The sequence below is a fragment of the Pseudomonas sp. OTU750018 genome, from assembly GCF_011636575.1.
GTDB classification, from domain to species: Bacteria; Pseudomonadota; Gammaproteobacteria; order Pseudomonadales; family Pseudomonadaceae; genus Aquipseudomonas; species Aquipseudomonas peli.
In genome coordinates this window covers 181,689-193,841 of the sequence record NZ_JAAPAU010000002.1, presented here as the reverse complement: position 1 = coordinate 193,841, position 12,153 = coordinate 181,689, and the positions used below count along the sequence as shown (strand labels likewise).

At 58.3% G+C, this 12,153-nt stretch carries 12 protein-coding genes; 7 read left to right on the top strand and 5 right to left on the bottom strand.

The features are described from left to right. Positions 1 to 363 precede the first annotated feature (363 nt). Both HCI85_RS09755 and HCI85_RS09750 read left to right on the top strand, forming a co-directional pair. Entirely contained in the window at positions 364 to 2,022 is a 1,659-nt protein-coding gene (locus HCI85_RS09755; RefSeq protein WP_160086800.1) for a nitrite/sulfite reductase, read from the top strand. Then, a complete protein-coding gene (locus HCI85_RS09750) occupies positions 2,006 to 2,503 on the top strand; it encodes a DUF934 domain-containing protein (protein ID WP_167144565.1) in 498 nt (165 codons plus the stop codon). The genes HCI85_RS09755 and HCI85_RS09750 overlap by 17 nt, the downstream gene beginning before the upstream one ends. Before the next feature lie 57 nt (positions 2,504 to 2,560). On the opposite strand, the gene HCI85_RS09745 is transcribed toward HCI85_RS09750, so the two are convergent. Together HCI85_RS09745 and sohB are read right to left on the bottom strand one after the other, a co-directional pair. Next, positions 2,561 to 3,550: a YhdH/YhfP family quinone oxidoreductase gene (locus tag HCI85_RS09745; protein ID WP_167144564.1), complete on the bottom strand. Its 990-nt coding sequence runs from the start codon at positions 3,548 to 3,550 to the stop codon at positions 2,561 to 2,563. A 25-nt stretch (positions 3,551 to 3,575) separates the two neighbouring features. After that, positions 3,576 to 4,595 (bottom strand): protease SohB, encoded by a 1,020-nt coding sequence (gene sohB / locus HCI85_RS09740; RefSeq protein WP_167144563.1) that lies wholly within the window; start codon positions 4,593 to 4,595, stop codon positions 3,576 to 3,578. A 210-nt stretch (positions 4,596 to 4,805) separates the two neighbouring features. Here sohB and HCI85_RS09735 point away from each other — a divergent pair, with 210 nt between their 5' ends. From HCI85_RS09735 to HCI85_RS09720, 4 genes are all read left to right on the top strand, one after another. Continuing rightward, positions 4,806 to 5,516 carry a histidine phosphatase family protein gene (locus tag HCI85_RS09735; RefSeq protein WP_167144562.1) on the top strand — a complete coding sequence of 237 codons (711 nt, stop codon included), beginning with the start codon at positions 4,806 to 4,808 and terminating at the stop codon, positions 5,514 to 5,516. Between the two features lie 60 nt (positions 5,517 to 5,576). After that, entirely contained in the window at positions 5,577 to 5,888 is a 312-nt protein-coding gene (locus tag HCI85_RS09730; protein WP_090255840.1) for an SCP2 sterol-binding domain-containing protein, read from the top strand. Positions 5,889 to 6,171: 283 nt separating this feature from the next. Continuing rightward, positions 6,172 to 7,239: a phosphotransferase family protein gene (locus HCI85_RS09725; RefSeq protein WP_167144561.1), complete on the top strand. Its 1,068-nt coding sequence runs from the start codon at positions 6,172 to 6,174 to the stop codon at positions 7,237 to 7,239. Between the two features lie 37 nt (positions 7,240 to 7,276). After that, positions 7,277 to 8,044, top strand: coding sequence for an SDR family oxidoreductase (locus HCI85_RS09720; RefSeq protein ID WP_090255842.1), 768 nt, complete (start codon positions 7,277 to 7,279; stop codon positions 8,042 to 8,044). A 55-nt stretch (positions 8,045 to 8,099) separates the two neighbouring features. Here the strand turns inward: HCI85_RS09720 and HCI85_RS09715 are convergent, their stop codons facing one another. Beyond that, on the bottom strand, positions 8,100 to 8,747 hold the full coding sequence (locus HCI85_RS09715; RefSeq protein WP_167144560.1) for a hypothetical protein: 648 nt from the start codon (positions 8,745 to 8,747) through the stop codon (positions 8,100 to 8,102). A gap of 102 nt (positions 8,748 to 8,849) precedes the next feature. Between HCI85_RS09715 and HCI85_RS09710 the strand changes: the two genes are divergently transcribed. After that, positions 8,850 to 9,635, top strand: a complete 786-nt coding sequence (locus HCI85_RS09710; protein ID WP_167144559.1) for a TSUP family transporter — start codon at positions 8,850 to 8,852, stop codon at positions 9,633 to 9,635. Here HCI85_RS09710 and nudC read toward each other — a convergent pair. Together nudC and HCI85_RS09700 are read right to left on the bottom strand one after the other, a co-directional pair. Next, complete coding sequence (gene nudC / locus HCI85_RS09705; protein ID WP_167144558.1) at positions 9,603 to 10,430, bottom strand: NAD(+) diphosphatase; 828 nt, start codon at positions 10,428 to 10,430, stop codon at positions 9,603 to 9,605. The genes HCI85_RS09710 and nudC overlap by 33 nt on opposite strands. Positions 10,431 to 10,432: 2 nt before the next feature. Continuing rightward, the gene (locus HCI85_RS09700; RefSeq protein ID WP_167144557.1) at positions 10,433 to 12,112 is read right to left on the bottom strand and encodes a ferrous iron transporter B; all 1,680 of its coding nucleotides are present in this window, start codon (positions 12,110 to 12,112) and stop codon (positions 10,433 to 10,435) included. Between the last annotated feature and the right edge of the window lie 41 nt (positions 12,113 to 12,153).

Below are 12,153 nucleotides of genomic sequence, written 5' to 3'. Positions count from 1 at the left end.
CTGCGCCAAATCTTATTGCTGGCTGACCCAGAACACCGCGGTGACGACGAAAATCACAATCAAGGCGAAAATAGCCTTGGCATCGACCACGCTGTCAGCATTATCCGGCTCACTGTGTTCACTCATGGACTACCCCTCTTGTTGTGTTTATGGGTGAATCGTCTTCTGCAGTTAAGACCAGCATGCTCGCTTACTCAAGCCGTAGGGCTATGTTCAACGGCCGTCTTATCCCTTTAAGTTCTTTCCATATACTCAAACATCACTTTTGCGCATAACCCTGAGCTGGTATCTTCCTCCGGCTCCGCAGGGAGTGCGCGGCCGTGCGCGCTGATAGCTGTAAAAAGCCTGATAACAGGACACTCCATGTACGTATACGACCAGTACGACCAAAAAATCGTCGAAGACCGCGTCAAGCAGTATCGCGATCAAACCCGCCGTTACCTTGCCGGTGAACTGAGCGGTGAAGAATTCCGCCCGCTGCGCCTGCAGAATGGCCTGTACATCCAGCGCTTTGCGCCCATGCTGCGCGTTGCCGTGCCGTACGGTCTGATGTCGTCCGCCCAAGTGCGCATGATGGCCAAGATTGCCCGTGACTACGATAAGGGTTACGCGCACATCAGCACCCGTCAGAACGTCCAGTTCAACTGGCCAGACCTGGAAGATGTGCCTGACATTCTTGCCGAGCTGGCCACCGTGCAGATGCACGCGATACAGACCAGCGGCAACTGCATCCGTAACACCACCACCGACCAGTTCGCTGGTGTGGCCAAGGATGAAATCATCGACCCACGTCCGTGGTGCGAGATCATTCGTCAGTGGTCGACCTTCCACCCTGAGTTCACCCACCTGCCGCGCAAGTTCAAGATTGCCGTAAACGGCGCAGTCAGCGACCGTGCAGCGATTGAAGTGCACGACATCGGCCTGGAAGCGGTCCAGAACGACGCCGGTGAGCTGGGCTTCCGTGTGTCCGTTGGTGGCGGCCTGGGCCGTACCCCGATCGTCGGCAGCTTTATCAACGAATTCCTGCCGTGGCAGCACCTGATCAGTTACCTCGACGCCATCCTGCGTGTGTACAACCGCTACGGCCGTCGTGATAACAAGTACAAGGCGCGCATCAAGATTCTGGTCAAGGCGTTGACCCCTGAAGTGTTCGCCGAACGCGTGAATGCTGAGTGGGCTCACCTGAAAGATGGCCCGACCACCCTGACCGAAGCCGAAGTGGCCCGCGTTGCCGCGCACTTTATCGACCCAAGCTACAAAGCCCTCGACGATCAGGATGCCGCTCTGGCTGCCCTGGATGCCGAACACCCAGGCTTTGCCCGCTGGCGTCAGCGCAACACTTTCGCGCACAAGAAGCCAGGCTATGTCGCCGTGACTCTGTCGCTCAAGCCAACCGGCGTGGCGCCGGGCGATGTCACCGACAAGCAGTTTGATGCGATTGCCGACCTGGCCGACCGCTACAGCTTTGGCGAAGTACGCAACAGCCACAACCAGAACATCATCCTCGCGGATGTTGAGCAGGCGCAGCTGTTCACCCTGTGGGGCGAGCTGCGTGAAAACGGTTTCGCCACGCCGAACGTCGGCCTGCTGACTGACATCATCTGCTGCCCGGGCGGCGACTTCTGCTCGCTGGCCAACGCTAAGTCGATTCCGATTGCCGAAGCCATTCAGCGCCGTTTTGACGACCTGGATTACCTGTTCGACATCGGCAATATCGACCTGAATATCTCTGGTTGCATGAACGCCTGCGGTCACCACCACGTGGGCCATATCGGCATCCTCGGCGTGGACAAGAAAGGTCAGGAGTTCTATCAGGTGTCTCTCGGCGGTAGCGCCGGTCGTGACGCCAGCCTGGCGCAGATCCTCGGCCCATCCTTCGCCGAAGCGGACATGGCTGACGTGATCGATAAGATCGTCAAGGTCTATGTCGAGCGCCGCACCGAAGAAGAGAGTTTCCTCGACACCTTCCGCCGTATTGGCGTCGACCCGTTCAAGGAGCGCGTATATGCAGCGAATCATTAAGAACGGCCAGCTGATCGATGAAAACTGGCACCTGCTGCCCAAGGACGCCACGCTGGACGGCATTCCCAACTGCGACGACCTGATCGTGCCGCTGGGCCTGTGGGTCGAGCACAGCACTGCGCTCAAGGCCCGCGATGGCGGCTTGGGCGTGTGGCTGGATGCCGGAGAGGAAATCGAGGAAATCGCCGATCAGCTGGATAACTTCCAGGTCATCGCGCTGAACTTCCCGGCCTTTACTGATGGACGCCACACCTCCACCGCCTACCTGCTGCGTAACCGCTACGGCTACAAAGGCGAAGTGCGTGCCATTGGCGATGTGCTGCGCGATCAGCTGTTCTCCTACCTGCGCGTAGGCTTCGATGCCTTCGCCCTGCGCGAGGACAAAGACCCGCTGGATGCCTTGAAAGCCTTCGAGGAGTTCAGCGAGGTCTATCAGGCCTCAACGGACCAGCCGCTACCGCTGTTCCGTCGCCGCGCCTGATTCTGCCGGCAATTCAAAAGGCCACCCCTTGGGGTGGCCTTTTTTGTTTCTTGCGACTCAACCTAGATTGACCAGCACCCGACCGACCTGCTTACCCGCGAGGATCTGCGCAATTGCATCCGGCAGTTGCTCAAGCGTTACTTCGGTGACCAGTGCATCGAGCTTGACCTTCCACTGCAGCGACAGCTTGTCCCACATCGACGCCTTAACCACCAACGGCAGCTCAACTGAATCAACTCCGAGCAGATTCACCCCACGGAGAATAAAGGGCAGCACACTGCCCTTGAAACCGACCCCAGCCGTCAGGCCACAGCAGGCAACGCTGGCACCGTAACGCAGCGACTTAACCACGTTGAACAGAATATCCCCGCCCACGCAATCCACCGCACCAGCCCACTGCTCTTTGAGCATCGGCTTATCGGTGCCGTCCTGCAGTTCGGCACGCAACACAATTTGCTGCGCGCCTAGCGCCTTGAGGTAATCCGCCTGCTCCACCTTGCCAGTCGATGCCGCCACGCGGTAACCCAGGGTAGTTAACAAAGCCACCGCGACACTGCCAACACCACCTGTGGCACCCGTCACCAGTACGGTGCCGGCATCCGGCGTCAGCCCGCTTTGCTCCAGCTTGTCGACACACAGCGCAGCCGTCAGCCCAGCGGTGCCAAGCACCATAGCCTCGCGCAGGGATAACCCTTTAGGTCGTTTCAGCGCCCAGCTGGCGGGAATGCGAATGTACTGAGCCAACCCGCCCGAGGTATTCATTCCCAGGTCATAGCCGGTGACGATCACCTCATCGCCGGCGCTGAACTCAGCCACACTTGAAGCCTCCACCACGCCCGCGGCGTCTATACCCGGTGTGTGTGGAAAGCTTTTGGTCACGCCACGGTTGCCACTCGCGGACAACGCATCCTTGTAGTTAAGCGAGGAATACTTGACCCGAATCAGCAGCTCGCCGGCGGGCAAGTCATCGACATCACGCTGCACAATCACCTGTTCGAAACCGCCCGCGGCGCTTTCACGGGCTTGCAATGCACTGAACTTGCTCATGTTCTTCCTCTGTATGACGGACCGATTACCAGAAGCGTTGCTGATTCAAACGACTCAACCAGTTCAGAACGAAACGATCCAGCGCAACGCTGCCCGCCAGTCCAACGCGCTCCTGCAGGGTTTTCTTCTCGGCATAGTGCAAGTGAAATAGCTCGGCGCTCTTGGCGCGTTCTGCCAGGTATTCGTCACTGGTCTTCAGCTCATCGACCAGTTGCTTCTCCAACGCCACCAGGCCCAGCCAGACTTCGCCGGTGGCAATCTGATCGATATCCAACTGCGGCCGGTAGCGGGCAACAAAGCCCTTGAACAACTCATGGGTGGTTTCCAGGTCTTCCTGGAACTTCTCCCGGCCCTTTTCGGTGTTCTCGCCGAACACGGTCAGGGTGCGCTTGTACTCACCGGCGGTAAGCACTTCAAAATCGATGTCATGCTTCTTCAGCAGGCGATGCACGTTAGGCAGCTGGGCGACCACACCAATCGAACCAAGAATGGCGAACGGCGCGGAAATGATCTTCTCGCCAATGCAGGCCATCATGTAGCCACCGCTGGCCGCGACCTTGTCGATGCAGACAGTCAGCGGTACGCCAGCCTGACGAATGCGCGCCAACTGTGAAGAGGCCAGCCCATAGCTGTGCACCATGCCACCACCACTTTCCAAGCGCAGCACCACTTCATCCTGCGGCGTTGCCATAGTCAGTAAAGCAGTGATTTCGTGCCGCAGGCTGTCGGTGGCCGAGGCCTTGATGTCGCCATCAAAATCCAGCACGTAAACGCGCGGTTTGTGAACACCGGCCTTCTTTTCCTGCTTCGCAGCCTTGGCTTCAGCTTTACTCGCGGCTTTCAGTTGCTCTTTATCGAGCACCGCATGTTCCATGCGCTGATGCAGCTGCTTGAAGAAATCATTGAGCTTGTTCACCTGCAACTGACCCGTGCCCTGACGGCCTTTGCTACGCAGAGCGGCAATCGTCACCAACACCACCACGATGGCAATAACTAGGGTCACTGTCTTGGCCAGAAAGCCGATGTACTCTGCAAAAAACTCCACGTATTCCCCCTTTTCCCCATGGCTGCGCGCCCTCACTGACTGCGCACATTAGCGCCCAAGCATACCGAGGCCATGGGTTCACGGCCAGCAAGCAAGGTCTAGTCATTCAGCGCATTCATGCAATTCAAACAAGCGTATGTTTTTACGTTGACAGCTCTTAAGCTTCCTCATACCCTCGCGAAACTTTCACCGCAGCGGAATCGAGCGGACGTGGGCAGCATCTACCTGATTCGACATGGCCAAGCCTCCTTCGGTGCAGACGATTACGATGTGCTATCGCCCATTGGAATTCGCCAGGCCGAAGTGCTGGGCGAGCACCTTGCTCAGCTGGGTACGCGCATTGACCGCAGTGTAAGCGGTGATCTGCGCCGCCAGCAGCACACGGCTAACAGTGCCTTACAGCAGCTGGAGCAAGCAGGCATTGCTACACCATCGCTGGAGATTGACTCTGCCTTCAACGAGTTTGATGCGGATGCCGTAATCCGCAGCCTGCTGCCGGAAATGCTTGGCGAAGAACCCGAAGCCCTGCACATTCTGCGCAACGGCGCGCAGAACCGAGCTGAATTTCAGCGCCTGTTCGCCAAGCTGATTGGCCGCTGGATTTCCGGTGAGCACGACATGCCGGACCTGCAAAGCTGGCAAGGCTTCGTCGAGCAGGTTCAGGGCGGCCTCACCCGCCTGCTGGAACAGGCTGACAGCAAACAGAACATTGCCGTATTCACCTCGGGCGGCACCATCACCGCCCTGTTGCACCTCATTACCGGAATCGCGCCTGCACAGGCGTTTGAACTGAACTGGCAAATTGTTAACACCTCACTAAGCTGCCTTAAGTTTCGTGGCAGCCAAGTGAGCCTGGCTTCCTTCAACAGCCATGTGCATTTACAGCTGTTGAAGGCGCCGGAGCTCATCACTTATCGCTGAGTTTCGGCCCACTGCACCCATCAAGGGCGCTAGAAAAAACCTGAGAAAAAGGAAGAAACCATGAGCGTTGCAGACATCGTCAATACCATGCAGTCCAAATTCAACGCCGGTGCCGCTGCAGGCCTGGACCTGGTGTTTCAATTCAACATCGAAGACGGCGAGAACTACGCGCTGATCGTCAAGGACGGCACCTGCGCCGTTGAGAAAGGCGACAACGCCAACGCCAACGTGACCCTGATCATGGACACCGAGACCCTGAAAGGCATCACCAGCGGCGAAACCGACGGTATGCAAGCGTTCATGTCCGGCAAACTACGCGCCGAAGGCGACATGATGCTGGCCATGAAGCTGGGCGAGCTGTTCCCGGTTTAAGCGGTAAAGCAACTGCGCGGCACCAAAAACCGGAGTCATTGACTCCGGTTTTTTTATGGCCGCCATCCATGGCGGCCACCCTACGGGCCGTCGCTACGCGACGTTAACACTGGCTCCCGACCATTGTTTTATGGCTAAAAACTAAGCTTGAATGACCAATCAGGCAGCTTGATTGGGTAGCAACACGCCCACCTATAACGGCGGGTATTCCTTGTGAGCAGCAAGCTGCAGCATTAGATTAGCTAATTATCTTAGGCACCCATCATAAGCAGAAGGGATAAACATGGCGCTTACTGACCAGTCCACCCGAATCCGCGAAGGCGAAGAACTCGACGCTGCGGTCATCGACCAGTACCTCAAGGCGCATATCCCTGGCTTGGCAGGCGAGCCGCGCATCAGCCAGTTTCCTGGCGGCGCCTCGAACCTGACCTATCTGCTCGAATACCCCAACCAGGAATTTGTACTGCGTCGTCCGCCCTTCGGCCACAAAGCCAAATCGGCTCACGACATGGGCCGCGAGTACCGCATCCTCAATCAGCTCAACGCCGGTTTTCCTTACTGCCCGAAAGCCTTCGTGCACTGCACCGACGAGTCGGTGATCGGTGCCGAGTTCTATGTCATGGAACGGGTCAACGGCATCATCCTGCGTTCGGAGATGCCAGCGGAGCTGAACTTCAGCGCCGAGCAGACCCGCGAGCTGTGCAAGAGCTTTATCGACAAGATGGTCGAACTGCACAACGTCGACTATCAAGCCTGCGGCCTGGGTGACCTGGGTAAGCCTGAGGGCTATGTGCAGCGGCAGATCGGCGGCTGGAGTGATCGCTACGACAAGGCGCTGACCCCCGACGCACCGTTGTGGGAGCCGGTCAAGACCTGGCTCAAGGACAAGATGCCTGCCGACCACCACAAGCCCGGTATCGTGCACAACGACTACCGCTTCGATAACGTCATCCTCAGCCCGCAGAACCCAAGTCAAATTATCGGCGTATTGGACTGGGAGCTGACCACCATCGGCGATCCGCTGATGGATCTGGGCAATACCCTCGCCTACTGGATCGAAGCCGGCGACTCGGCGCCAATTCAGATGATGCGCCGCCAGCCAAGCAACGCCCCTGGCATGCTGACTCGCCAGCAGTTCGCCGACTACTACGCTGAGCGCTCAGGCATCGAGATCAAGAGCATCGACTTCTACTACACCTACGGCTTGTTCCGCCTGGCCGGCATCGTGCAGCAGATCTACTACCGCTACTTCCATGGCCAGACTCAGGACAAACGCTTCGCGCAGTTCATTCACATGAACAAGCTGCTGGAGCAGATGAGCCTGCAGGTCATCAATAAATCGCAGCTGTAAACGGCCGAACAGGCATCTCATAAGAAAGGAAAAGCCCATGTCCAAGACCCATCTGTTCGACCTCGACGGCAAGATCGCTTTCGTTTCCGGCGCCAGCCGTGGCATCGGCGAGGCCATTGCCAAACTGCTGGCCCAACAAGGCGCTCACGTCATCGTTTCGAGCCGTAAGATCGACGACTGCCAAAAAGTCGCGGATGCCATTATCGCTGACGGCGGTAAGGCCACGGCAATTGCCTGCCACATTGGCGAGATGGAGCAGATCAGCAACGTCTTCGCGCAGATCAAAGAGCAATTCGGCCGTCTCGACGTACTGGTCAACAACGCCGCCACCAACCCGCAGTTCTGCAACGTGCTCGACACCGACCTGGGCGCGTTCCAGAAGACCGTTGATGTGAACATTCGCGGTTACTACTTCATGTCCATCGAGGGCGGCAAACTGATGAAGGCCAACGGTGGTGGCAGCATCATCAACGTGGCCTCGATCAACGGCGTTTCGCCGGGTGAATTCCAAGGTATTTACTCGGTCACCAAAGCTGCCGTCATCAGCATGACCAAGGTCTTCGCCAAGGAATGCGCGCAGTTCGGCATTCGCTGCAACGCCCTGCTGCCAGGCCTGACTGACACCAAGTTCGCCTCAGCGCTGACCAAGAACGATGCCATCCTCAAAGTCGCCTTGCAGCGCATCCCGCTCAAGCGTGTGGCTGATCCGAGTGAAATGGCTGGCACCGTGCTGTACCTGGCCAGCGATGCCTCCAGCTACACCACCGGCGTGGCATTGAATGTGGATGGCGGCTTCCTCTCCTGAGATAGCCAATCCAATAAAAAAGGGACCCTCGGGTCCCTTTTTTGCAGTCTGGAATTTACTGCCAGTCCTTCAGCGCCTGCTTGGCCGCCGGATTCATTGGCTCGGCGAGCAAGCCAGCAGGTGTAAGGTTGATGCTGTACACCGCCTCATCGGCCAGCGGCAGGTACGTTACCCGGCGCGCCTGTGGATCGAAGATAAACAGATCATGCTGGCCCAGCCGCAGCCAGCGCCAAAGATCGATGCCATAAAGGCTGTGCGCCAGCTCGACACGGGTATGCTGCGCCAGGCTCTGCTGTTCGATGGAAAGAAAACGCCCCGAGAGCTTTTCCAGGCGATAACCTGGCTGCAAACCAATCAACTCGGCCAGCCCCTTCCACTGCAGAAATCGCGCATCCAGCTGCCAGAGGTCACCCTCCATGGTCAGTGTGCGCTCACGACCGCCCTCCAGCACACTGACGCGATACAGCGGGCCGTCAGCCTTGAAGCTCAACGTCGCCAGCGGCTTACCTTCAGGAATTGCTGCGTAGCTGCGCAAATCGTTGGCCAACAGACCAATCAGCGCCGCCAAGGCGAGAAATGCCAGGCCGCAGGTGCCACGCAACCAACCGAGAAACCAGTGACGATTGAACAGGATGCGCGCCGCAACAAACGCCGCCAATAACCCTAGCAATGCCGTTGCCCATGCCAGTCCGCCGTATTGCATTGCTGTGCATTCCTTATGCGTGAGATTGCCGGCATTATGCGCAGCTACCTGGCTATAGAACAGCCAGAGAACACCACAATTAGACACAGGACGTGTTTTTAAATGGCTTTCCCGTTTGAACTCAGCGTTGATCTAAGCACACTGGCAATTCTCGCCTTGGTCGCGTTTATTGCTGGCTTTATCGATGCAATTGCCGGCGGTGGCGGTCTGCTGACCATCCCGGCGCTGCTGACGGCCGGCCTACCGCCGCACCTTGCTCTGGGCACCAACAAACTCAGTTCGACCTTTGGCTCGGCTGCTGCCAGCTACACCTTCTACCGGCGCAAATTGTTCGACCCCGGCCAATGGCGCAACGCGTTGATTGGCACGGCCGTCGGCGCGCTTCTCGGAGCCGCGATGGCGCAATGGCTGCCGTCGGAGTGGTTGAACCAACTGCTACCCGCCGTGGTATTTGGCTGCGGCTTGTACCTGCTGTTTGGCAAAACTCCGGATGCGCCGCTGCTTGCCGAAGCGCCGATTGCCAAAGGCCGGCAGTGGCCACAAAGCCTCAGCCTGGGTTTCTATGATGGGGTTGCAGGCCCTGGTACGGGCGCTTTCTGGACGGTCAGTAGCCTGCTGCTCTATCCGCTCGACCTGGTCAAGGCCAGCGGCGTGGCGCGCAGCATGAACTTCGTCAGCAATATCTGCGCACTGACCGTGTTTATCATCAGCGGACAAGTGGCCTGGCTGCTGGGTATCTGCATGGGGTTGGCGTTGATGGTCGGGGCGTTTCTCGGGGCACGCACCGCGATCAAGGGCGGATCGAAGTTTATCCGCCCGGTATTTATCCTGGTGGTCTTGGCGTTGACCGTGCGCTTAGCCTGGCAGCACTGGTTCGGGCTGACCTAGACGGCGCGCCACATAGACGTCGATCAGATAACGGGCAATCGAACGCGAAGCCGGCAGTGGCGGCAGGTCATGCACACTGAACCACTGCGCATCCTCGATTTCATCGACCTGCATGACGATATCGCCACTGGCGTATTCAGCATGGAAGCCCAGCATCAGCGAATGCGGAAACGGCCAACCCTGGCTACCCAGGTACTGCAGGTTCTTGATCTCGACCCCGACCTCTTCGCGTACTTCACGGGCTACGCAATGCTCGACCGACTCCCCCGCCTCCACGAAGCCTGCCAGAGTGCTGTAAACCCCGGACACAAAGCGCGGCGAGCGCGCCAGCAGAACCTCATCGCCGCGAGTAACCAGCACAATCATGCTGGGTGAAAGCCGCGGGTAATGATGCAGCTCACAGCGTACGCAGTGCATCGCGCGTTCGCCCGGCATATGTTGCATCGATCCACCACAGCTGCCACAGAAACGATGCTGACTGGCCCAAGTGCCAATCTGGGTGGCGTAGCTGAGCAACTTGAAGGTATCGGCATCTCCTTGCAGCATAAATTGGCGAAGGCTCTGCCAGGCGCAGCCCGGCATCTCGAATGGCTGACTCAACTCCAGCAGATAAACAGCATCGCCATCAAAGTGGCCTAAGCCATGCTCAGCGATGATCGGTACATCCTGCTTTTTCAACCACTCACGGGGAAACAGCACACCGTTGCTGTCTGCTAGAAAATGCTGTTTGCAATGCACAACCGCCCAGCCACCAGGCTGCTGGCTGTCTAGCAGTTTAGGTTGCCAGCGGAGCATGCTCACACCTCCAGCGGCATGCCCAGGGCACGCACGCTTTCTGCCGCGAGATCAAGCACGCTGGGCTGGGTTTCCGGACGCATCACCGCCCCGGCTTCGAGGTAGTACTCAAGGCTGCTAAGGGCATCGGCGAGGGTTTCCAACATCTGCTCGGACGGCATATGCGGCGCGTCAAACATATGCTGTTGAATGTAATCGGCGCACGCACCGACCAACTGGGCTGCGCGTTCCTGACCGAGGAACCACAGCCCACCACGAACGGCTTGCAAACTGAACGGAACATTCGACAGATGCATGCGCTCGCCGCCCGATTCGAGGTAGGCGGTAATTGCCCGCTTGGCTAGAGCCAGCCCGGCTTGGGCCTCGTCGACCACCACAATACGGGCCTCATTGAGCTGGTGCAGCGCAAAGGAGTCAGCTTCTTCGCCAGGCTGAGCCTGCGTGGGTCTTACTTCACGGCGCTCGCCGCGATCCAGACTGGCAACCATACCTTCGACGTACAGCACCGCATCGGCCAGTTTATGCAGCTCCTGCGGTTGAGGCGCACTCTCCTCGCTCCAGCTGGCGACAGTCTGCAGTTGAGCGTTTAGGGAGTTGCCAGCCGAACTGAGGCCAACCATACCCAAGGTCTTACTCAACTTACCAAGCAGGGCATGCAAGCTATTGAGACTGTCACTTTGCAGGGTGCCGCGCTCGATCAGGTCAAGCATATCCTTGACGCTGTTGAGCTCCTCACGGATCGCCGAGCTCAGCGAGCGCATTACGGCCTGCCCGGGACCTGCCAGGCGCTGGTATTCCTCTTCCAGCAGGTGATCGGTAAAGGGTAACGGCGTCAAACCGAACACTTCACTCAGGGCGGTCGCTTGCGGCCCACGGCTGTCGGCCAAGGCCACTAGGTAGAGCAATTCTTTGAGTAGCCCACGTGGCGCTTCGTATTGCCCATTGACGAAGAGTTGTTTGAGCTCGCGGTCAATGCGCGAAAACAGCTGTTTACGCGACTTGCGCGCCAGCAGCTGACCGTCCACCTGCGCCTCAACAGCCGCTGCACCAACCCAGCACAGGCGACCGCGCGGCTCGTTGGCAAACAAGCTATCGAGACGACTCAGTGCACGCCCCATCAATTTGAGACTGGCTTGCGGGTTCTGCTCACGGATAAAGCCCAGCAGCCCCACTTGATACATATGGCGTAAACGACGCGCTTCGCTCTCACGGGCAGCGCCATCAACCGAGGGCGGCGAGGTGCGCGGGCGGGCGTGGTCCAGGCGCACGCTAAAGAAAAAGCTTTCTGGCAAGGCGGACTGACCGCCGGCCAGACGGAGATCATTGATCGCCGGCAGCAACAGCTCCGGCATTTCTTGACGGTGGGCTTCAACGTTTTCCAGATAACGGCGCAGCACATGCAATGCGTTGCTCAGGGCGGAAAGCTGCGCATCGCGCTCTTCGCCGGCACCGGCGGGAATATCAGTGGCCTGATCCAGCACTTCCTGGGCCAGTAACTCGGCACCTGCCAGCTCAATCAGGTTCAGCGTGCCGCGTACCTGATGCAGGTTTTCCACGGCCTGTTGCAACAGACTGCCGTTGTGACGGTCGGCGATAAAGTGTTCGAGGCTCGACTCGGCCTCTTCCATGGTGGCGAACAACTCATCGCGCACCAGATTAAGCGACGTGGCTCCAGAAACCATGAGCTATTGCGCCTCCCGCGTTAGGAAAAAAGACAGGTGGA